The organism is Mycobacterium sp. (genome assembly GCF_049281135.1).
Classification (GTDB): Bacteria; Actinomycetota; Actinomycetes; order Mycobacteriales; family Mycobacteriaceae; genus Mycobacterium.
The window spans coordinates 1-19,733 of the sequence record NZ_JBAPRN010000798.1 but is presented as its reverse complement, the minus strand read 5'-3'; the positions used below and the strand labels follow the sequence as shown (position 1 = coordinate 19,733).

The window sequence follows — 19,733 nt, the reverse complement described above, 5'->3', positions numbered from 1 at the left end:
GTGCAGCAGTTCGAGAAAGCACTGCTCCTTGCTGGGGAACTGGTCATAGAACGTGCGCTTGGACGTTTTCGCGTGGCGCACGATATCGGCGACGGTGCTGGCGCGATACCCGCGCTCGTTTATCGAGGCCGCGAGGCCATCGAGAAGCCGTTGCCGAAACGGGTCGACATCGGTGGGGCCAGTCGAGGAGGCATCTTCTGCGACGGTCGTCGCCACGGCGCCTCCTTCTGCCAAACCAGCATCGGCTCAACCCTTGCCAGCACTTGGTACCACACGGTACCGTACCGTAATGAGTAGTGGTACGGCGCAGTACCACATCGATGTTGGGAGTGCACCATCATGAGCACCATCGACACACACGCGGCTCCGACGACCGCCGCCAACACGTTGCCCCCCGGGCCACGGATTCCAAAAGCGTTGCAGGGTTTGGCCTTCGCGTTCTTTCGACGGCGCTTCATGCACGAGATGGCACACCGCTACGGTGACATCTTCGCGCTGCACGTGCCGGTGTACGGCCCGTTGGTGGTGGCGGCCAGTCCGCAGCTGGCCAAACAGGTCTTCACGGCCAGTCCGGAAGTGCTCGGCAACATTCAGCCCAACTTGAGCCGGTTGCTCGGATCCGGATCGGTGTTCGCGCTGGACAGTGACGATCACCGGCAGCGTCGCCGGCTTCTTGCGCCGCCCTTCCACGGCAAGAGCATCAAGAACTACGAGTCGATCATCGAAGAGGAAACGCTGCGCGAGATCGCCGACTGGCCACAGGGGACGGCGTTCGCCACCCTGCCGTCCACGATGCGCATCACGCTCAACGCGATCCTGCGGGCGGTGTTCGGAGCCGAGGGCGCCGAACTCGATGAGCTCCGGCAGATCCTGCCGCCGTGGGTGACGTTGGGTTCGCGGCTGGCGACGCTGCCCAAACCCTCCCGAACCTACGGTCGCTACTCGCCGTGGGGCCGGCTGGCGGACTACCGACGCCGCTACGACGCCGTTCTCGACAAGCTCATCGCTGCCGAACGGTCAGACCCGAACTTCGAGCACCGCACCGATGTGCTGGCGATGATGCTGCGCAGCACCTACGAGGACGGTTCGTCGATGTCGCGCAAGGATATTGGCGATGAGCTGCTCACCCTGCTCGCGGCCGGGCACGAGACCACCGCGTCGACGCTCGGCTTCGCATTCGAACGGCTCAGCCGGCATCCGGAGGTGCTGACCGCGCTGGTCGCCGAAGCGGAGACCGACGACAACGAGCTTCGGCAGGCGACGATCCTCGAGGTGCAGCGAATCCGAACGATCATCGATGCCACCGGCCGACACGTCCACGCGCCGCTCTTCGAACTCGGCGAATGGTCCATTCCGCGAGGGCACACCATCATCGTGAGCATTTCGAAGCTGCACGCCGACCCGGAGTTGTTCCCCGATCCGGACCGATTCGACCCTCAGCGTTACGTCGGAACCAAGCCGCCCAGCTTCGCCTGGCTGGCGTACGGTGGCGGTTCCCGGCGCTGCGTGGGGGCCACGTTCGCCAACATGGAGATGGACGTGGTGCTGCGAACAGTGTTGCGTAACTTCACTATTGAGACCACGAGCGCCCGTGGGGAGAAGCTGCATTCCCGCGGTGTGGCATACACCCCGAAGGACGGCGGAAAGATCGTGGTCCGCCGACGTTGAGATCTGCGGCCATGACCGATGACAGCCAGCCCGTCGAGCTGATGAACGGCGCGGCGGGCTCGACCATTCCGACCGCCCGCAACATGGGTGTCGAGTTTGTGGAGGCGCGTCGGGGTTTTGCCGCAGGGCAATGGCAACCACTTCGGCGTCATCTACGCCGGTGCTCAGTTCACTGAGGCCGAAATTCTCGGCGGCATCATCGCTTTGAGCACTTTCGACAGGTCCACGTACTTTCCACTGGGCAAAACGTCGACATCTCCTTCGTCGGCATGCCCGATCTGAATTGCGGGCGCGAGCCAGCCTCGACGACGAGACGATCGGGGATCGAAGCCGAAGCGGCCGGACGGGGTAGTCCGATTCACGCTCGAGGCGGTAGTGACCGACGTCGACGGCAGGACAGTCGCCATCACGCGCGGGCTGTATCAGCTACGCGCGATCGGCACGTAGCCGTCCCAGTCCCGCGAAACGGCAGTCATGGTCGGGATCTCGCGAAAATCACAGCCTTGGGCGCGATTTCGCGGGCCGGCCCAGCGGTGCGTCGCACAGGCAACCAGCATGCCGCCAGTGGCACCGTCGAGATCAGTCCGAGAGCGGATACTCCCACTGCGTGCCGATGCTGTTCGGGCATGGTGAGCGCCATGATGAGCATGGCGGCGAAGTGGGCGGAGTTCGCCATCAGGTTGAAGTCAAGGAAAAGTCCGTGTGCGAGTGGAGCGCGCGCGGAACGGAACAGGAACAGCGCCCAGACCACATAGACCGTGGACAGCATCACCGCGGTGGCGTCGGCGTTTCCGCCCCAGTCGAATAGTCGGGCGAGCGACGGCGGCAATGTGTCGATGTGATGCGTGGAGGCGAGCACAAGGTTGGGGACGAAGAAGAACAGGTAACCGATCGCGGTAACCCGAATCATCGACGGCAGCAATGCAGTGCGCTGGTTTCGCGTCATGACGGACTCCGCGTCAGACAACCACGGCGACGGCTTGGATGAGCCGCAGCCGGTCTTCGCGGGCATTCGTCAGCAGGTTCATCACCTTGGTCTCGATATCGGGGACAAGGAGTTGAAGACCGAGCGGGTCGGTGGGCGCCTCGAATATCGGCGCCATGGCCGCGACGGCGAACTCGGTCAGATCGTTCCACACTTCGAGCGTGAATCCGGCGCCCTGCAGCGTCGCGGCGAGCTCATCGGGTGTGATGAGGTGGCTGCGTGCGGGGATGTCGGCCCACGGGACGGGGAACACCAGCGGCTGGCGGGGTCCTGCCGTCGCGTCCCAGAGCGCGAGGCGGCCGCTGGGGCGCAGAACGCGGCGGGCTTCGCTGTACAGCCGCGATTTGTCGACGACGTTCATCTGAACATGTTGACTGACAACGACATCGACACTGGCGTCCGGCAACGGAAGGTCGGTGACATCTCCCTGGATCACCTCGATCTGATCTTCGAGGTGTACAAGGCCGTTCAGCCACCGAGCGGTGTCGCAGTATTCAGCGGTGAGATCGATCGCGGTCACGCGACAGCCGTGCTCGGCGGCCAGCAGGCGGGCGGTGCCGCCGATGCTGCTGCCGGCGTCGAGGACGTGATCGGCCGCGGTGACATGAGCGGCCTCGAGCAGCGCTGTGGTGCCCGTACGGCCCAGAGAGTGGAAGTGCTCGAATGAGGCGAGGCCGCCGGCCAAGTCAGCGGGCGTCAGGGTATCGAAATCCTTTCCGGCCCGCAGCGCGGCCTCGATACGTTCGCGCACTCCTCCGACGGCGTACTGCGCCGCCGCACCGACGGCAGGCTGGCCGCTCATCGTGCGACCGCCGAGGCGGTGCCGATCCGCGGCAGTTGCGCGTGGCGGATCCGGTCGGGATCGTGGGTGTTCTGCCAGAGATCGGAGTCGATCGACAGTGCTCCGATGGACGCTCCGTCTTGGAAGGTCCGCAGGTAACGCTTGCGGTTCGGCGCAGGGGCGACAGCCGATTTCGCGAGCAGGCGCATGGCGCGGGCCATCCCGGAGAGGCCACGTGTCGTGCCGGGCATCGTGGTGAGATAGCGGCGAGCGATCGTTTCCATGTCCTCGGGTGGCCGGCCGGTAAGCCGTTCGACAGCATCAGTGGGCGCGTTGACGGCGAAGGTGCCGCGTTTGAGTTCGTCAACGTACCACTTGATTTGGATGAGGGCGTACTCGTCGAAGCCGATTGAGCGGGCCGACTTAGCCAGCATGGTGAACGGGATGTCGAGGTAGCGGATCGTGCGGCCGAACACTCGGCTGAGGATTTCGGCGTAGCTGGTGGGGCTGACCAACTCCGGGCCGGTGGGACGGTAGCTGCGGCCCAGATGCGGTTCAGGATCTACCAGTAGAGCGGCGGCGACCGCGGCGATGTCCTCATTGGACGGCGGGGCGTTGAGCCCGTTGCCGAAGGGGAGTGTCAACATCCCGAACTGCGCCACTGAGTCCAGCGTGTAGGTGTAGCTCTCCGCAAAGAAGCCGGGGTTGACGGTGATCGACCCGACTGTCGGCATCCAGTCGAACACCCGGTCAGCGAGCCACGTGGCGCGGGTCTGCGCCGAAAGGTGACCGGGGTCTGCCAGCCATTGACTCATGGATACCACGACCTCGAGCCGCTTTTCCTCGGCGATGGCAGCGAACAGGGTGGCGGCTTCCAATGCACTCGGCGTCGCGGGGGCCGCCCAGTAGGCGCGCTGCACGCCGTCCAGCGCCTTGCGCACATCGTGCACGTCGTTGACGTTCCCGACGACTATCTCGGCTCCGCGGCCGCGCAGCGCGGCGGAGCGCGCGTCTTCGCGATGGACCATCGCGCGAACCGGAAGGCCGCGTGACAGCAACGCCAGCGTGGTATGACGGCCGGTCTTGCCTGCTGCCGCCGTCACCAAGGTTGTGGGTGGTGTGTTCATCAGGGTCACTCCTTTGTTTACTCGGTCGGGTGTCAATAAAAACGTTGCGCAGCAGTCCGTTTCAGGCGATCACCGCCTCTGGTTCAGCCGACTCCGGGATCTCGGTCGGTGATCTGCGTGCTCGTGCGGGCAGCAGCACCGCGACGACGACCGCCGCGATCAGCGCGATGGCCGCGCAGACCAGGGAGCCGACCTGCATGCCGCCCAGGAACGCGTGGTTGACCGCATCGCGCACGCCGCCCGCCTGCACGGCGGGTAGTTGCCCAATGACTTTGTAGGCGGCTGCCGTTGACTGTTTCATCGTGGACCGGAGTTCTTCTGGAAGCGCCACAAGAGCCGACGCGGAGTCGATGCGGCTCGAGTAGACGGACGCGAAAACGCTGCCGACGATCGCGACACCGAGGGTGCCGCCCAACTCGCGGGTGGTGTCATTGACGGCCGAACCTATCCCGGCCTTGTCGGCGGGCAATGAGCCCATGATCGCTTCGGTTGCGGGCGCGAATGTGAGTCCGAGGCCGCCACCGAGCAGCACCATCTGCCCCGCGATCTGCAGATAAGGTGTGGCCGTGTCTGAGGTGGAGGCCCATGCGAGCCCCGCTGCGAAGGTTGCGAGACCCGTCGCGACTACCGCGGTGCTGCCGGCTCGCTCCACCATGCGCGGACCCAGCACACTGGCGACCGCGATCGACACGGCGACCGGCAGCAACCGTACACCCGCCTCGAATGCGCTGTAGCCCTTGATGAATTGGAAGTACTGGGTAATCACGAAGATGAAGCCGAATAGGGTGAGGAAGCCTGCGGTCACCGCGAGACTGCCGCCGGAGAACCGCCGGTTCGCGAACACCGATACGTCGAGCATCGGGTGCGAACTACGCGACTCCCAGCGTGCGAACGCGGCAAGGACGATCGTGGCGATACCAAAACCTGCCACGGTCCGCGCGCTACCCCATCCCCACTGCGGCGACTCGATAACCGTGTAGATCAACGCCGTCACGCCGATGCTGGACAGAACGAGCCCAGGGACGTCGACCTTCGGTGCGGCCGGATCACGTGACGTCGGGACGAAAAGAGTCCCACCCACGATGGCCACCGCGGCGACCGGCACGTTCACCAAAAATATTGAACCCCAGGCAAAGTGCTCAAGCAGCCAGCCGCCGGTCATCGGTCCGGCGGCGACGCCGACGCCGACCATCGCCGCCCAGACGCCGATTGCCTTGGCCCGCGGCACCGGATCGGTGAAGATGTTGGTGATCAGCCCCAGCGTGGTCGGAAAGATCACCGCGGCGCCGACCCCCATCGCGCCGCGCGCCGCGATCAAGGCTTCCGCCGTGTTCGCTTGTGCCGCAACGACGGATGTCAGTGCGAACGCAGCTAGCCCGCCGCTGAGCCAACCTCGCCGACCGTATCGGTCGCTGAGGCTGCCCACCGACAACAACAGGCCTGCCATGACGAGGGTGTAGGCGTCCACGATCCACTGCAGCTGCGCGGTATCGGCGTTCAGTTCTCGGGACAGTGTCGGAAGAGCGACGTTCACGATCGTGGCATCGACGCTGATGACGAACACGCTGAGGCAGATGGCGGCCAGTGCGGCGATCGGATGATCACGGAACACCGGCGTGCGTGGGAAGTTGGGCATGGACAGAACGGTAAACTGATGAGACAAGAAAATCAAGTACTAACTTGATTAACACGTCCATGCGGTAGAGTGGCTGGTGTGGCCGGTCGTAAGAGTTACAACCAGAACTGCCCGATAGCCCGTGGTCTTGACGTCCTCGGTGAGCGGTGGACGCTGCTGATCCTGCGCGAGCTCATCGGTGGGGCGCGCCGCTATGGCGATATGCGGGCGGCACTTCCGGGCATCGCCACAAACCTGCTCGCCGATCGGTTGCGTGAACTCGAAGAGGCCGGCCTGATCTGTCGCAGCGAATTACCGCCGCCCGTTGCCCGCACCGTCTACACGCTCAGCGAAGAAGGCTGGCACAAAGTGCCACCGGTGATCCAGGCCGTCGCCACATTCGGATTGGATCTACTCGAACCCGCCGACAGCGTGTTGACACCGCTCAACGGATTCCTCGCCGGCATCCTGCTCGGCTTCGACCCAGCTCAAGCCCCGGATATCCCGACGTCCTACGGCGTTGAAATCGACGGTCGCCGTTTTGGATTCGCGGCTACTCGGCACGGACTGGCCGGCGCCGAGGATCCACCGGCCGTCACGGTGACCGCGACTGCGTCCGACCTGATCACCGCACGTCTTGGCGGCACCGCCGCCGAGCGGAAGGCCGCGTTGCGCCGGTGCAAGTTCGAGGGCAGCGATGCTGCGATCGAAGCGATGCGCGCGGCATTTCAGCTGTCGGCAGATCCCGGGCTGGGACTGGTCAACCGCACTTAGCCATTACGTCTCGGCCGAGGCCCGCCTTGGCAACTTCCATCCCGGCCGGATGAAATGACAGGTGTATCCGTTGGGGTAGTGCTGCAGGTAGTCCTGGTGTTCGGGCTCGGCCTGCCAGAAATCGCCGGCCGGGCTGACTTCGGTCACCACCTTGCCGGGCCACAGACCTGAGGCCTCGACGTCGGCGATGGTGTCCAGCGCCACGCGCTTCTGGTCGTCGTCGAGGTAGAAGATCGCCGAGCGGTAGCTGGGCCCGAGGTCGTTGCCCTGGCGGTTCTTAGTGGTCGGGTCGTGGATCTGGAAGAAGAACTCCAGGATTGCGCGGAAGTCGGTGAGTGCCGGGTCGTAGATGATCTCGATCGCCTCGGCGTGGGTTCCGTGGTTGCGATACGTGGCGTTCGGAACGCTCGGGTCGCCCGTGTAGCCGACCCGGGTCGAAACCACGCCGGGCTGTTTACGTATCAGATCCTGCATGCCCCAGAAGCAGCCGCCGGCCAGTATTGCCTTGCTGTAGTCCGTCATCTCCCCGATTATCCACTTGCTCGACAAACTGCAATAGAACGTGTTCTAGTTTCTTCCGTGACCCAGGTTTTTACCCGCGACGAGCTCGCTGCGGCGTTCGCCCGTTTCGAGCAGACCGTTGACGAAGCCGCCCAAGCCAAGAATTGGGACCAGTGGGTGCAGCATTACACCCCGGACGTTGATTACATCGAGCACGCCGCCGGCACCATGAAGGGCCGCGACGAGGTGCTCAGTTGGATCCGCAAGACCATGAGCACCTTCCCGGGCAGCCACATGACGGCCTTCCCGTCGCTGTGGTCGGTGATCGACGAGCCCACCGGGCGGATCATCTGCGAGCTCGACAATCCGATGGTCGACCCGGGCGACGGCACGATCATCAGCGCCACGAACATCTCGATCATCACGTACGCGGGCGACGGCCAATGGTGCCGGCAAGAAGACATCTACAACCCGCTGCGCTTTCTGCAGGCCGGAATCACGTGGTGCAAAAAAGCTGAGGCGCTGGGCACGCTCGACGATGATGCCGCGCGCTGGCTGCAGACATACGGCGGGACTTTTGGAGGGGCACAGTGAGCGCCCCCAAGCTGGTCATCGGCGCCAACGGGTTCCTGGGCTCGCATGTCGCCCGCCAACTCGTGGCGGCCGGCGCCGACGTGCGCGCGATGGTCCGCCCGACCGCCAACACCCGCAGCATCGACGACCTGAACGTCACCCGCTTCCCTGGCGACGTCTTCGACATCGCCACCGTGCGCGAGGCGATGGACGGCTGCGACCAGGTGTACTACTGCGTGGTCGACACCCGCGCGTGGCTGCAGGACCCCGCGCCGCTGTTCCGCACCAACGTCGAGGGCCTGCGCAATGTGCTCGACGTCGCTAAAGACGCTGGCCTACAGCGCTTTATCTTCACCAGCACCTACGCGACGGTCGACCGTCGCCACGGTCACGTGGCCACCGAAGCCGACCGAATCGGCAACCGGCGGGTAAGCCCCTACGTTCAGTCGCGGGTGCAGGCCGAGGATCTGGTACTGCGCTATGCCGCCGAACATGGCCTCCCCGCTGTCGCCATGTGCGTATCGACGACCTACGGCACCGGCGACTGGGGCCGTACCCCGCACGGCGCGTTCATCGCGGGCGCGGTCTACGGCAAGCTGCCGTTTCTGATGAACGGCATTCAGCTGGAAGTCGTTGGTGTCGACGACGCTGCCCGGGCGATGCTGCTGGCCGCCGAGCGCGGCCGAGACGGCGAGAAGTACCTGATCTCCGAGCGCATGATCCCGCTGAAAGAGGTGGTCAAGATCGCTGCCGACGAGGCCGGTGTACCCGCGCCACGGCGGGCGATTTCGGTGCCGGTGCTCTACGCTCTGGGCGCTATGGGCAGCCTGCGCGCCAAATTGACCGGCAAGGACGCTGAGCTCAGTCTCGAATCGGTGCGGATGATGCGCGCCGAGGCGTCAGTCGACCACGGCAAGGCTGTGCGTGAATTGGGCTGGGAGCCAAGGCCGGTCGAGGAGTCGATTCGGGAGGCCGCGCGTTTCTGGGCCAACATGAAGAACGCCAAGCGAAACAGCCAGGCCGCATCGTCCGACTGAGCCGGAATCGTGCTTAACTTCCGGCGTCCAATCCTCCGCGTGTCTCAAGTAACCGAAGTGATTTTTGTTACATAGTGTGACGCATGGTGGATGTGTGGTGGCACCGCGCTGAAACACGTCACCCTGCGCCGTTCGATGACTGCCGCGTTTCGGCGGTAGCGCAGCCGTGACCGCGATGACGCCCGCCGGGCTCGCTGATTACGTGCGTGATCAACTCACGCCACCGCTGGCGACCGTCGGTGGATTCGCGCGGATGTGCACGCTGGCCGGAAAAGCCTTGTTCCGCCGACCTTTTCATTGGAACGAGTTCATCGTCCAAACCTGGTTCATCACCAGGGTCGCGCTGCTGCCCACGATCGCGGTCTCGATTCCGCTGACCGTGCTGATCGTCTTCACGCTCAACACCTTGCTGGCCGCCTTCGGCGCCGCCGACATCTCGGGGGCGGGCGCAGCCCTCGGCGCCGTCACCCAGCTCGGCCCGCTGACCACCGTGCTGGTGGTCGCCGGCGCCGGCTCGACCGCCATCTGCGCCGACCTGGGCGCACGCACCATCCGCGAAGAGATCGATGCGATGGAGGTCCTCGGCATCGATCCGATTCACCGGCTGGTGGTGCCGCGGGTGGTGGCCGCGACGGTCGTCGCCACGCTGCTCAACGGAACCGTCATCACGATCGGTTTGGTCGGCGGCTTCCTCTTCGGCGTCAAACTCCAAAACGTCTCGGGCGGCGCCTATCTCGCAACCCTGACGTTGGTCACCGGCTTACCCGAAGTTCTCATCGCGACGATCAAGGCCGCGATCTTCGGGACGATCGCAGGACTGGTCGGCTGCTATCGCGGCTTGACCACCAAGGGTGGTCCCAAAGGTGTCGGGGTCGCCGTCAACGAGACGCTGGTGCTCTGCGTCCTCGCACTTTTCGCGGTCAACGTCGTACTGACCACCATCGGCGTCCGGTTCGGGACGGGTCGCTGACATGACGACCGCAGCGGTGGTTCGCGCGCGTTTTCCGCGCGCGGCTGCCGGTCTCGACCATTACGCCGGCGGGGCCATCCGCGGGATCAACAGGGCCGGGCACCTCACCCGGTTCTCGGTCATCGGCGCCTGGTCGATCGGATGGGCGGTGCGCCGCTACCGCAGGGAGACGCTGCGGCTGATCGCTCAGATCGGCATGGGCACCGGCGCGATGGCCGTCGTCGGCGGTACCGCGGCGATCGTGGGCTTCGTGACGCTGTCCGGTGGCTCGTTGATCGCCATCCAGGGTTTCGCGTCGCTGGGCAACATCGGTGTCGAGGCGTTCACCGGATTCTTCGCTGCCCTGGCCAACGTGCGCGTCGTCACGGCGGTGGTGACCGGTGTCGCGCTGGCCGCCACGGTCGGAGCGGGTGCGACCGCGGAGTTGGGGGCGATGCGGATCAGCGAGGAAATCGACGCGCTCGAGGTGATGGGCATCAAGTCGGTGGCCTTCCTGGTGTCGACGCGACTGATGGCGGGGCTGGTGGTGGTCGTTCCGCTCTACGCGATGGCGCTGGTCATGTCGTTTCTGTCCGGGCAGGTCGTCACCACGCTGTTCTACGGACAATCGCAGGGCACCTACGAGCACTACTTCCGCACCTTCCTGCGGACCGAGGACGTGTTCTGGTCGGGTGGCGAGGTCATTGTGATGGCGGTGATCGTGATGATCACCCACTGCTACTACGGCTACAACGCCAGCGGCGGACCGGTCGGGGTGGGCGAGGCCGTCGGTCGATCGATGCGTTTCTCGTTGGTGTCCACGGTGATCGTCGTGCTGCTGACCTCACTCGCGCTCTACGGCGTCGACCCGAACTTCAACCTCACGGTGTAACCGGCGATGACGACCCCGACGAAGGAGCGACGAACCCGGACGTGGCCGGACACCGCGGCGGGTATCGGGCTGTTTGTGGCATGCACGCTGCTGCTTGCGTTGATATACGGGCAGTTTCGCGGAGACTTCACGCCTAAGACCAAGCTGACGATGCTGGCCGCCCGCGCCGGTTTGGTGATGGACCAAGGCTCGAAAGTCACCTACAACGGCGTGAGCATCGGTCGGGTGGCCGGCATCTCCGAGGTCGAGCATCGCGGCAAGCCGGCGGCTCGATTCACCCTCGACCTCGACCCGCAGTTCGTCGACCTCATCCCGGTGAACGTCATCGCGAAAATCCAGGCGACCACCGTGTTCGGCAACAAGTACGTGTCGCTCACTTCGCCCAAAGAGCCTACACCGCAGCGGATCACACCGTCATCCGTTATCGACGCGACATCGATCACGACGGAGTTCAACACGGTGTTCGAGACGCTGGTCGAGCTGGCCGACAACGTCGATCCGGTGAAGGTGAACCTGACGCTGGGCGCCGCGGCGCAGGCGTTGACCGGATTGGGCGACAAGTTCGGGCAGTCGATCGTCAACGGCAACAAGATCCTCGGCGACCTGAACCCCCGGATGCCGACGATTCGCCACGACCTCCATCAGCTCGCCGCACTCGGGGATGTCTACGCCAAAGCCGCACCGGATCTGTTTGACGCGCTGGAGAACGCCGTGACCACCGCGCGCACCCTCAACCGCCATCAGGCCGAACTCGACGCGGCTCTGCTGGCCGCAATTGGCTTCGCCAACACCGGAAACGACGTCTTCACCCGCAGCAAGCCGTATCTGGAACGTCTTACCGCCGATCTGCGGCCGACTGCCCATCTGCTGGACACTTACAGCCCGCAGGTGTTCTGCACCCTTCGAAACTTCGCCGAGGTCGCACCGAAAGTCGCCGCGTTGGAGAGCGGCAACCACTATGCGGCCCAACTCGGCGTGGCGATCGCGGGCTCCGAGAACCCCTACGTGTATCCGGACAACCTGCCCCGCGTCAATGGTCGCGGCGGCCCCGGCGGCAAAGCCGGCTGCTGGGCCCCGATCACCCGCGATCTGTGGCCGGCGCCATATCTGGTGATGGACTCCGGCAACAGCATCGCCCCCTACAACCACTTCGAGTTGGGACAGCCGCTGGCCAACGAATACGTCTGGGGGCGTCAGTACGGGGAGAACACGATCAACCCATGAAAATCACCGGTACTGTCGTGCGGCTCGCGGCCGTCGTGTCCGTGCAGCTGTTGTTCACCGCGATCATCGTCGTGGTCTTCGGCCAAGTGCGCTTCGACCAGACCAATAGCTATTCCGCCGAGTTCAGCAATGCGAGTGGCTTACGTGCCGGCCAGTTCGTCCGCGCCTCGGGCGTCGAGGTCGGCAAGGTCAAGAAAATCGAACTGGTCGAGGGCGACAAGCGGATTCGCGTCGACTTCGCCGTCGACCGCTCGGTGCAGCTCTACCAATCGACGACCGCACAAATCCGCTATCAGGACCTCATCGGCAACCGGTATCTGGAAATCAGCCGAGGGACCGGAGAGAACGCTGAAAGGACTTTACCGCCAGGCGGATTCATTCCGTTGTCACGGACCCAGCCCGCGCTGGACCTCGACGCGCTGATCGGTGGTTTCAAGCCGCTGTTTCGGGCGCTGGACCCACAGAAGGTCAACAGCATCGCCTCATCGATCATCACCGTCTTTCAAGGCGAAGGCGGCACGATCAACGACATCCTCGACCAAACCGCGCAGCTGACCGACCGGCTGGCCGAGAGCGACCAGGCGATCGGCGAGGTGATCCACAACCTGAACACCGTACTGGACACCACGGTTCGGCACCGCGACCAATTCGACGCGACCATCGACAAATTCGAGGTGCTCATCACCGGCCTGAAGGACCGCGCCACCCCGCTGGCGGACGGGACCGCGCACATCAGCAACGCCGCGGGAACGGTGGCCGACCTGCTGGCCGACAACCGGGCCCTGGTGCATGACACGGTCGACCGCTTGGAAACCCTGGCCGGGCCGCTTGTCGAGCAGCGCAAACAAATCGGGGACTTGGTCGGAAAAGTGCCCGCAGCATTCAATATCATCGGCCGCGCCAGCGGGATTTACGGCGACTTCTTCAACTTCTACCTGTGCGACCTGTCGCTCAAGGTCAACGGACTGCAGCCGGGCGGACCTGTTCGATCGGTCAAGCTCTTCCAACAGCCGTCGGGTAGGTGCACGCTGAAATGAGAACTCTGCAGCCCGCCAACCGGGTTCGTGTCGGGGTACTGGCCATCGCGCTGGTCACCCTCGTTGTCGGGGTGGGACAAAGCTTCAGCAGCCTGCCAGTGTTGTTCGCAACCCCGAGCTACTACGCACAGTTCAGCGACTCCGGTGGAATGAGCAAAGGCGACAAAGTCCGTATCGTCGGCATGGATGTCGGCACGGTGCAGGACCTTTCGATCGACGGCGGTCACGTCGTCATGAAATTCACCACCGGAACGCACACGATTGGCACCGAGAGCCGGGTGGCGATCCGCACCGATACGCTGCTGGGCAAGAAGGTGCTCGAGATCGAACCGCGCGGCGCCAAGCGGATGCGACCGAATGATGTGCTACCCCTGGGCCAAAGTACGACTCCCTACCAGGTCTACGACGCGTTCTTCGACGTAACCAAGGCCGCCGCCGGCTGGAACATTGACACCGTCAAACAGTCGCTGAATGTGCTGTCGCACACCATCAACCAGACCTACCCACACTTGAGCGCCGCGCTCGACGGGGTGGCGAAGTTCTCCGACATCATCGGCAAACGCGACGATGAGCTCAAACACCTGCTGACCGAGGCCCGAAAAGTGGCCAGCGTGCTCGGTGATCGCAGTAAGCAGATCAACGCACTGCTGCGAAACACTCAGTCGCTGCTTGGCGCGTTCAACGAACGTGGCAAGGCCATTGCGGCGCTGCTGGCCAACGTGTCGGCGTTCTCCACGCAGGTGCAGGGGTTGATCCACGACAACCCGAATCTGCACCATCTGCTCGACCAGTTGCACAGCGTCACCGATGTTCTGGTCGAACACAAGAACGACCTTGTCTCGGTGCTGAATACGCTGCGCAACTACACTGCGGCGCTGAGTGAGGCAGTCGGCTCCGGGCCGTATTTCAAGGTGATGATCGGTAACTTGCTGCCGTACCAGATCCTGCAACCCTGGGTGGATGCGGCGTTCAAGAAGCGCGGCATCGACCCGGAGAACTTCTGGCGCAGTGCGGGATTGCCCGCCTTCAAGTGGCCTGACCCGAACGGAACACGCTTCTCCAACGGCGCCCCGCCACCGGCACCCCCGGTACTGGAGGGCACGCCGGATCACCCAGGACCGGCTGTGGCGCCGGGCTCACCGTGCTCGTATGCGCCGCCGCCGGAGATGTCTCCGCGGCCGGGCAACCCGCTGCCGTGCGCGGGCGTCGATCAAGGACAGGGTCCGTTCGGGCCCAACGGACCGTATCCGGCGCTGCCCGATGTGCCCTCGTCGCCGCCCAACCCACACGGTCTGCCACCGGCGCCGGGTATTCCGGACGCCGGCCTGCCGGGGGCGCCGGCGCCGAGTATGCCGGGCACCCCGGTGCCGCTGCCGAACGCACCTCCGGGGGCCCGACGGGAAAGCCTGCTGCCGGCCGGACCGCCTGCACCGCCGTCGACTATCGCGCCCGCTTTGCCACCCGGACCGCCCGCACCTCCGGGCCCGGGTCCGCAGTTACCGGCTCCATTCGTCACGCCCGGCGGGGACGGGGGGTAGTAGCCAATGAGCACGATCTTCGACATCCGCAAACTGCGGCTGCCGCAGTTGTCCAAGGCGGCGATGATCATCGGGTCGTTCGTCGTGGTGCTCGGTCTCGTTGCCGCGCTGGTGGGTTGGCAGCTTTACGACAAGTTGACCTACAACAAGGTGGTCGCCTACTTCCCGGCGGCCAACGCCCTGTACGCGGGCGACAAGGTCCAGATCATGGGTATCCGCGTCGGTGCAATCGACAAGATCGAACCCGCCGGTGACCAGATGAGGGTGACGTTCCACTACCGGAACAAGTACAAGGTGCCGGCCGATGCGTCGGCAGTGGTGCTCAACCCGACGCTGGTGGCCTCGCGCAGCATTCAACTGGAGCCGCCTTACAAGGGCGGCCCGCAGCTGGCCGACAACGCGGTGATCCCGATCGAGCGCACCCAAGTGCCGGTCGAGTGGGATGATTTGCGTAACAGCATCACTCACATCATCGGCCAACTCGGTCCGACCAAAGAGCAGCCCAAGGGGCCCTTCGGCGACGTGATCGATTCCTTCGCCGACGGCTTGGCCGGCAAGGGTCAACAGATCAACAGCACGCTGAACAGCCTGTCGAACGCGCTGAGCACGCTGGACGAAGGTCGCGGTGACTTCTTCTCGGTGCTGCGCAGCTTGGCGATGTTCGTCAACGCTCTACATCAGGACGATCAGCAGTTCGTCGCGCTGAACAAGGACCTGGCCCAGTTGACCGGCAACCTCACCAGCTCGGATCAGTCCGCCGCCAACGCAATTGAGCAAACCGACAGCCTGCTGTCCACCGCCCAGAAATTCCTGACCGAGAACCGCGACGCGTTGACCCATGATGTCAACAACCTCGGTGAGGTCACCACCGCGATCATGCAGCCGACGCCGCGCGACGGCCTGGAGACCGCGCTGCACATCCTGCCGAACATGGCCGCCAACGTGCTGGCGATCTATGAGCCCGCTCACGGCAGCCTGAGCGGCGTGGCCGCGTTCACCAATTTCGCCAACCCAATGGAGTTCATTTGCAGTGTCATTCAGGCCGGTAGCCGGCTGGGCTATCAGGACTCGGCGGAACTGTGTGCGCAATACCTGGCGCCCGTGCTGGATGCGATCAAGTTCAACTACTTCCCGTATGGCATAAACCTGTTCAGCAGTGCCGACACATTGCCGAAGAACATCGCGTACTCCGAGCCGCGTTTGCAGCCGCCACCCGGTTTCAAGGACACCACCGTCCCCGGTATCTTCTCGCCGGATACCCAGTGGTCCCATCGCAATTCGGAGCCCGGCTGGATCGTCGCGCCCGGCATGCAGGGAACGAAGGTTCAGCCGGCAACGGCGAACCTGTTGACACCGGCGTCGTTGGCGGAGCTGATGGGTGGGCCGGACATCCCGCCGCCGCCACCGGCCCGCAACATGACCGGGCCGCCCAACGCCTACGACGAGAACAACCCACTGCCACCGCCGTGGTATCCGCAGCCCTTGCCGTCACCGACGGCGGCGCCACCGCCGCCTGACCTTCCGCTCGGTGCAGCTGAGGCTCGGCCGGGGCCGGGCCAGTGAGGCGCGCAACGAGCGCGATACGCGCGAGGAGCAAGCCGAGCAGACAGCCGGTGAGGGTTGCGCGGCTGATGAGCCGCAGGGCCTGGCGGGCGTTGGCCTTGCTCACCGCCACGGTGGTGCTGACCTCCTGTGGGAACTGGCGCGGCATCGCCAACGTCCCGTTGCCCGGTGGGCCCGGCAGCGGCCCAGGCTCTTACAAGATCTTCGTTCAGATGCCAAACACCATGGCGCTGAACGGCAACAGCCGAGTTCTGGTGGCCGACGTCTTCGTCGGCACGGTCCGTTCGATCGACCTGAAGAACTGGGTCGCCACGCTGACCGTGGACCTGGACAAGGGCGTCAAGCTTCCGAAGAATGCCACCGCCAAGATCGGCCAGACCAGCTTGTTGGGTTCTCAGCACATCGAATTGGCCGCACCGCCCGATCCGTCGCCACAGCGGCTCAAGTCCGGCGACACCATCCAGCTGAGTAGTTCGTCGGCTTATCCCTCCACCGAGCAGACGCTCGCCAGCCTGGCTATGGTGCTGCGCGGCGGCGGCATTCCAAACCTCGAGGTCATCCAGAACGAGGTCTACAAGATACTGACCGGGCGTGCCCACCAGATCCGGGATTTCCTCGGCAAGCTGGACACCTTCGCGGTTGAGCTGAACGCGCAGCGCGACGACATTGTGCACGCCATCGACTCCACCGACCGCCTGCTGTCATACGCGGGCACCAGAACCGACACCCTCGATCGGGTGCTCACCGAATTCCCGCCGTTGGTCGATCATTTCGCTCAGCAACGCGACCTGTTCGCCAACACGGTCGAAGCGGTGGGGCGGATCAGCAACGTCACCGGCCAGACGCTGTCGGCCGCGCGCGGCGATCTGCATGAAGACCTGCAGGATCTGCAGCGGCCGCTCAAGCAACTCGGCCGTTCGGCCCCCTATCTGGTCGACGCCCTGATGCTGCTGTTATCACCGCCGTTCGCCGTCGACAGCGTGCCGAAGATCGTTCGCGGCGATTACATCAACGTCTCCGGAGCTCTGGACTTGACGCTGAGCGCCGTCGACAACGCGATCTTCACCGGCACCGGTTTCTCCGGAGCCTTGCGTGCCCTCGAGCAGTCCTGGGGCCGCGACCCGTCGACGATGGTTCCGGACATCCGGTACTCGCCCAACCCGGCCGATGCGCCGGCGGAGCGAGGCGAGTAGCCCATGCTGACCCGCTTCATTCGCAATCAGTTGATTGTGTTCGCCGCCTTGACATTAGCCGCTCTGGTAGCACTGGGCTGGTACTACCTTCGGATCCCCAGCCAGCTCGGTGTCGGTCAGTACCGACTGGTCGCGGAGTTGCCGGCGTCGGGCGGTCTGTATCGCACATCCAACGTGACGTATCGGGGAATCCAGATCGGCCGGGTCATTAAGGTCGAGCCGACTGCACACGGTGTCAGGGCCACTCTCAGCATCGACAGCCGGTACAAGATCCCCGTCGACGCTTCAGCCAATGTGCACTCGGTGTCGGCGATCGGTGAGCAGTATCTGGATCTGGTGTCCACCGGGGTCCCGGGCGAGTTCTTCTCGCCCGGACAGACGATTACCAAGGGCACCGTGCCCAGCGAGATAGGCCCGGCCCTCGACGCGGCCAACCGTGGTCTGTCCGTCTTGCCCAAGAAGAAGATCGCATCGTTACTCGACGAAACGGCTTTGGCGGTAGGCGGATTGGGGCCATCCCTGCAACGCCTCGTCGACTCGACGCAGTCCATCGTCGGCGACTTCGAAGCGAACATGTCCGACGTCGACGACATCATCGCCAACGCGGCACCGATCCTGGACAGCCAGGTCGACTCCGGCGACTCGATTGCGCAGTGGTCGCACAACCTCAAGGTGCTCACCGCTCAGACGGCGCAAACCGATCCGCACGTACAAAGCATCCTCTCGAAAGCCGCGCCGACCGCGGATCAGGTCAACGACGTCTTCAACGGCGTCCGCGAGTCGCTGCCGCAAACGCTGGCGAACCTGGAAGTCGTTGCCGACATGCTCAAGCGTTACAACAAAGGCCTTGAGCAGTTGCTGGTGTTCCTGCCCGAGATCGGTTCGGTCGCACAGACTTTGATCGCATCCGCTCCCGGAGCGGTGCTGATGAATCTCAACCTGTCGCTGAACAATCCACCGCCGTGCCTGACCGGATTCCTGCCGGCTTCGGAGTGGCGCTCACCCGCGGACGTCAGCACGGCACCGTTGCCGGAAGGGACGTACTGCAAGATCCCACAGGACACTCCGGCCAACGATGTGCGCGGGGCCCGCAACTACCCCTGCGTCGACGTCCCCGGCAAGCGCAGGGCGACCCCACGGGAATGCCGCGACAACAAGCCGTACGTTCCGCTGGGCACCAACCCGTGGTACGGCGATCCGAACCAGGTTCGCAACTGTCCGGCGCCGGGCGCTCGCTGCGACCAGCCGGTCGACCCCGGAAAGGTGATACCGGCGCCCTCGGTCAACAACGGCCTCAACCCGATACCGGCCGATCGGCTGCCCCCGCCGGCCGCGCCGGTCAACGACCCGCTGCAGCGGCCCGGATCGGGCACCGTGCGGTGCAATGGTCAACAGCCCAACCCGTGTACCTACACGCCGGCCGGCCCAGCCGCGATCTACCTTCCATCCAGCGGCGAAGTGGTGGGACCCGACGGCGCGAAGTACTTACTCGAGGACTCGCGCCACACCGGAGACTCCGGATGGAAGGACATGCTCGCGCCGGCCGGCTGAATCAAAAGCCCCCAACGGGAATCTTGCGCGCCGAGTGGTGTTGAACCTGCTAGTCGCACGTGAGGAGACGTCATCATGACCAGTCGGCCCGTCCTGGAACCCACCGCCGAGCACCCGATCACGATCAACCCCACCGGAACACGGGTCGTGGTTCGCGTCAACGGCGAAGTGGTCGCTGACACCGCCGAGGCCCTACAGCTTCAAGAGTCCACTTACCCTGCCGTGCAATACATCCCGTTCAAGGATGTGGTGCAGGACCGATTCACCCGCACCGACACCAGCACCTACTGCCCGTACAAGGGGGAGGCCGGCTATTACAGCGTGACCACCGCTGCGGGCACGGTCGAAGACGTGATCTGGACGTACGAGGAGCCGTATCCGGCGGTTGCGGAGATCGCCGGCCACGTGGCGTTCTATCCCGACAAGGCGGAGGTCAGCGTCGAAACGGCTTAACGGTTCGCTGGGCCGAATACGTGCGAGGTCAGCTGGGTGTCGCTGTATTCGCGCAACGATGCGATGAGCCCGTCGCGGGTCTCGAAGATGAAGACCGCGGGGCTGTGGTAGCGGAGGCCGTCGGCGGTCTCGCCGTCGGCTTCGGCTTCGATCACCACGCTTTCGCCGTCGTTGAAGCACTGGATGAAGTCCAGGTTCAGCTCGGCGGTGCGCTTGCGCCGCTCCACCTCATCACGCAACGCCGCCTTGTCAACCGAGCTGCGGGTCAGCAG

The 19,733-nt window shown here is 64.6% G+C and carries 20 protein-coding genes; 13 read left to right on the top strand and 7 right to left on the bottom strand.

All coding sequences use genetic code 11. From position 1 onward, the window contains the following. The coding region (locus tag WAN02_RS31695) for a helix-turn-helix domain-containing protein (protein WP_422269317.1) at positions 1–216 on the bottom strand (216 nt) is incomplete at its 3' end. Positions 217–339: 123 nt separating this feature from the next. On the opposite strand from WAN02_RS31695, the gene WAN02_RS31690 reads away from it, so the two are divergent. Beyond that, positions 340–1,668, top strand: a complete 1,329-nt coding sequence (locus WAN02_RS31690; RefSeq protein WP_422269316.1) for a cytochrome P450 — start codon at positions 340–342, stop codon at positions 1,666–1,668. 472 nt (positions 1,669–2,140) lie between these two features. On the opposite strand, the gene WAN02_RS31685 is transcribed toward WAN02_RS31690, so the two are convergent. From WAN02_RS31685 to WAN02_RS31670, 4 genes are all read right to left on the bottom strand, one after another. Then, on the bottom strand, positions 2,141–2,614 hold the full coding sequence (locus WAN02_RS31685) for a hypothetical protein (RefSeq protein ID WP_422269315.1): 474 nt from the start codon (positions 2,612–2,614) through the stop codon (positions 2,141–2,143). Between the two features lie 13 nt (positions 2,615–2,627). Continuing rightward, the gene (locus tag WAN02_RS31680) at positions 2,628–3,455 is read right to left on the bottom strand and encodes a class I SAM-dependent methyltransferase (protein ID WP_422269314.1); all 828 of its coding nucleotides are present in this window, start codon (positions 3,453–3,455) and stop codon (positions 2,628–2,630) included. After that, positions 3,452–4,561, bottom strand: a complete 1,110-nt coding sequence (locus WAN02_RS31675) for an NAD(P)H-binding protein (protein ID WP_422269313.1) — start codon at positions 4,559–4,561, stop codon at positions 3,452–3,454. Before WAN02_RS31675 ends, WAN02_RS31680 begins: the two co-directional genes overlap by 4 nt. A gap of 61 nt (positions 4,562–4,622) precedes the next feature. Further along, on the bottom strand, positions 4,623–6,197 hold the full coding sequence (locus tag WAN02_RS31670; RefSeq protein ID WP_422269312.1) for a DHA2 family efflux MFS transporter permease subunit: 1,575 nt from the start codon (positions 6,195–6,197) through the stop codon (positions 4,623–4,625). A gap of 78 nt (positions 6,198–6,275) precedes the next feature. Here WAN02_RS31670 and WAN02_RS31665 point away from each other — a divergent pair, with 78 nt between their 5' ends. Continuing rightward, a complete protein-coding gene (locus WAN02_RS31665; protein ID WP_422269311.1) occupies positions 6,276–6,950 on the top strand; it encodes a winged helix-turn-helix transcriptional regulator in 675 nt (224 codons plus the stop codon). Between the two features lie 3 nt (positions 6,951–6,953). Here WAN02_RS31665 and msrA read toward each other — a convergent pair whose 3' ends face one another. Beyond that, positions 6,954–7,472, bottom strand: coding sequence for a peptide-methionine (S)-S-oxide reductase MsrA (gene msrA / locus WAN02_RS31660; protein WP_422269310.1), 519 nt, complete (start codon positions 7,470–7,472; stop codon positions 6,954–6,956). Between the two features lie 57 nt (positions 7,473–7,529). On the opposite strand from msrA, the gene WAN02_RS31655 reads away from it, so the two are divergent. The 11 genes from WAN02_RS31655 to WAN02_RS31605 all read left to right on the top strand — a co-directional run bounded on the left by WAN02_RS31655 (position 7,530) and on the right by WAN02_RS31605 (position 19,461). After that, entirely contained in the window at positions 7,530–8,045 is a 516-nt protein-coding gene (locus WAN02_RS31655) for a nuclear transport factor 2 family protein (protein WP_422269309.1), read from the top strand. Continuing rightward, on the top strand, positions 8,042–9,061 hold the full coding sequence (locus WAN02_RS31650) for an NAD-dependent epimerase/dehydratase family protein (RefSeq protein WP_422269308.1): 1,020 nt from the start codon (positions 8,042–8,044) through the stop codon (positions 9,059–9,061). Before WAN02_RS31655 ends, WAN02_RS31650 begins: the two co-directional genes overlap by 4 nt. Positions 9,062–9,236: 175 nt before the next feature. Then, positions 9,237–10,031, top strand: coding sequence for an MlaE family ABC transporter permease (locus tag WAN02_RS31645; RefSeq protein WP_422269318.1), 795 nt, complete (start codon positions 9,237–9,239; stop codon positions 10,029–10,031). A 1-nt stretch (position 10,032) separates the two neighbouring features. Then, positions 10,033–10,902, top strand: coding sequence for an ABC transporter permease (locus WAN02_RS31640; protein WP_422269307.1), 870 nt, complete (start codon positions 10,033–10,035; stop codon positions 10,900–10,902). Positions 10,903–10,908: 6 nt separating this feature from the next. Continuing rightward, positions 10,909–12,126, top strand: a complete 1,218-nt coding sequence (locus tag WAN02_RS31635) for an MCE family protein (RefSeq protein ID WP_422269306.1) — start codon at positions 10,909–10,911, stop codon at positions 12,124–12,126. Continuing rightward, positions 12,123–13,163 carry a virulence factor Mce family protein gene (locus WAN02_RS31630; RefSeq protein WP_422269305.1) on the top strand — a complete coding sequence of 347 codons (1,041 nt, stop codon included), beginning with the start codon at positions 12,123–12,125 and terminating at the stop codon, positions 13,161–13,163. The genes WAN02_RS31635 and WAN02_RS31630 overlap by 4 nt, the downstream gene beginning before the upstream one ends. Next, a complete protein-coding gene (locus WAN02_RS31625) occupies positions 13,160–14,701 on the top strand; it encodes an MCE family protein (RefSeq protein ID WP_422269304.1) in 1,542 nt (513 codons plus the stop codon). Before WAN02_RS31630 ends, WAN02_RS31625 begins: the two co-directional genes overlap by 4 nt. A 6-nt stretch (positions 14,702–14,707) precedes the next feature. Then, a complete protein-coding gene (locus WAN02_RS31620; protein WP_422269303.1) occupies positions 14,708–16,264 on the top strand; it encodes a virulence factor Mce family protein in 1,557 nt (518 codons plus the stop codon). A gap of 68 nt (positions 16,265–16,332) precedes the next feature. After that, complete coding sequence (locus tag WAN02_RS31615) at positions 16,333–17,457, top strand: virulence factor Mce family protein (RefSeq protein ID WP_422269302.1); 1,125 nt, start codon at positions 16,333–16,335, stop codon at positions 17,455–17,457. A 3-nt stretch (positions 17,458–17,460) separates the two neighbouring features. Further along, the gene (locus WAN02_RS31610; protein ID WP_422269301.1) at positions 17,461–19,008 is read left to right on the top strand and encodes an MCE family protein; all 1,548 of its coding nucleotides are present in this window, start codon (positions 17,461–17,463) and stop codon (positions 19,006–19,008) included. A gap of 75 nt (positions 19,009–19,083) precedes the next feature. Next, entirely contained in the window at positions 19,084–19,461 is a 378-nt protein-coding gene (locus tag WAN02_RS31605; protein WP_422269300.1) for a DUF427 domain-containing protein, read from the top strand. Here the strand turns inward: WAN02_RS31605 and WAN02_RS31600 are convergent. Next, positions 19,458–19,733 (bottom strand): nuclear transport factor 2 family protein (locus tag WAN02_RS31600; RefSeq protein ID WP_422269299.1); only part of this gene is annotated, 276 nt, incomplete at its 5' end. The two genes, WAN02_RS31605 and WAN02_RS31600, sit on opposite strands and share 4 nt — an antisense overlap.

Excerpts from the sequence above, each read along its gene's own strand:
- WAN02_RS31685 (WP_422269315.1), bottom strand. The coding sequence starts at position 2,614 with ATGACGCGAAACCAGCGCACTGCATTGCTGCCGTCGATGATTCGGGTT.
- WAN02_RS31640 (WP_422269307.1), top strand. The coding sequence starts at position 10,033 with ATGACGACCGCAGCGGTGGTTCGCGCGCGTTTTCCGCGCGCGGCTGCC.
- WAN02_RS31690 (WP_422269316.1), top strand. The coding sequence starts at position 340 with ATGAGCACCATCGACACACACGCGGCTCCGACGACCGCCGCCAACACG.
- WAN02_RS31680 (WP_422269314.1), bottom strand. The coding sequence starts at position 3,455 with ATGAGCGGCCAGCCTGCCGTCGGTGCGGCGGCGCAGTACGCCGTCGGA.
- WAN02_RS31675 (WP_422269313.1), bottom strand. The coding sequence starts at position 4,561 with ATGAACACACCACCCACAACCTTGGTGACGGCGGCAGCAGGCAAGACC.
- WAN02_RS31620 (WP_422269303.1), top strand. The coding sequence starts at position 14,708 with ATGAGCACGATCTTCGACATCCGCAAACTGCGGCTGCCGCAGTTGTCC.
- WAN02_RS31635 (WP_422269306.1), top strand. The coding sequence starts at position 10,909 with ATGACGACCCCGACGAAGGAGCGACGAACCCGGACGTGGCCGGACACC.
- WAN02_RS31645 (WP_422269318.1), top strand. The coding sequence starts at position 9,237 with ATGACGCCCGCCGGGCTCGCTGATTACGTGCGTGATCAACTCACGCCA.
- WAN02_RS31615 (WP_422269302.1), top strand. The coding sequence starts at position 16,333 with ATGAGCCGCAGGGCCTGGCGGGCGTTGGCCTTGCTCACCGCCACGGTG.
- WAN02_RS31605 (WP_422269300.1), top strand. The coding sequence starts at position 19,084 with ATGACCAGTCGGCCCGTCCTGGAACCCACCGCCGAGCACCCGATCACG.
- WAN02_RS31625 (WP_422269304.1), top strand. The coding sequence starts at position 13,160 with ATGAGAACTCTGCAGCCCGCCAACCGGGTTCGTGTCGGGGTACTGGCC.
- WAN02_RS31630 (WP_422269305.1), top strand. The coding sequence starts at position 12,123 with ATGAAAATCACCGGTACTGTCGTGCGGCTCGCGGCCGTCGTGTCCGTG.
- WAN02_RS31610 (WP_422269301.1), top strand. The coding sequence starts at position 17,461 with ATGCTGACCCGCTTCATTCGCAATCAGTTGATTGTGTTCGCCGCCTTG.
- WAN02_RS31670 (WP_422269312.1), bottom strand. The coding sequence starts at position 6,197 with ATGCCCAACTTCCCACGCACGCCGGTGTTCCGTGATCATCCGATCGCC.
- msrA (WP_422269310.1), bottom strand. The coding sequence starts at position 7,472 with ATGACGGACTACAGCAAGGCAATACTGGCCGGCGGCTGCTTCTGGGGC.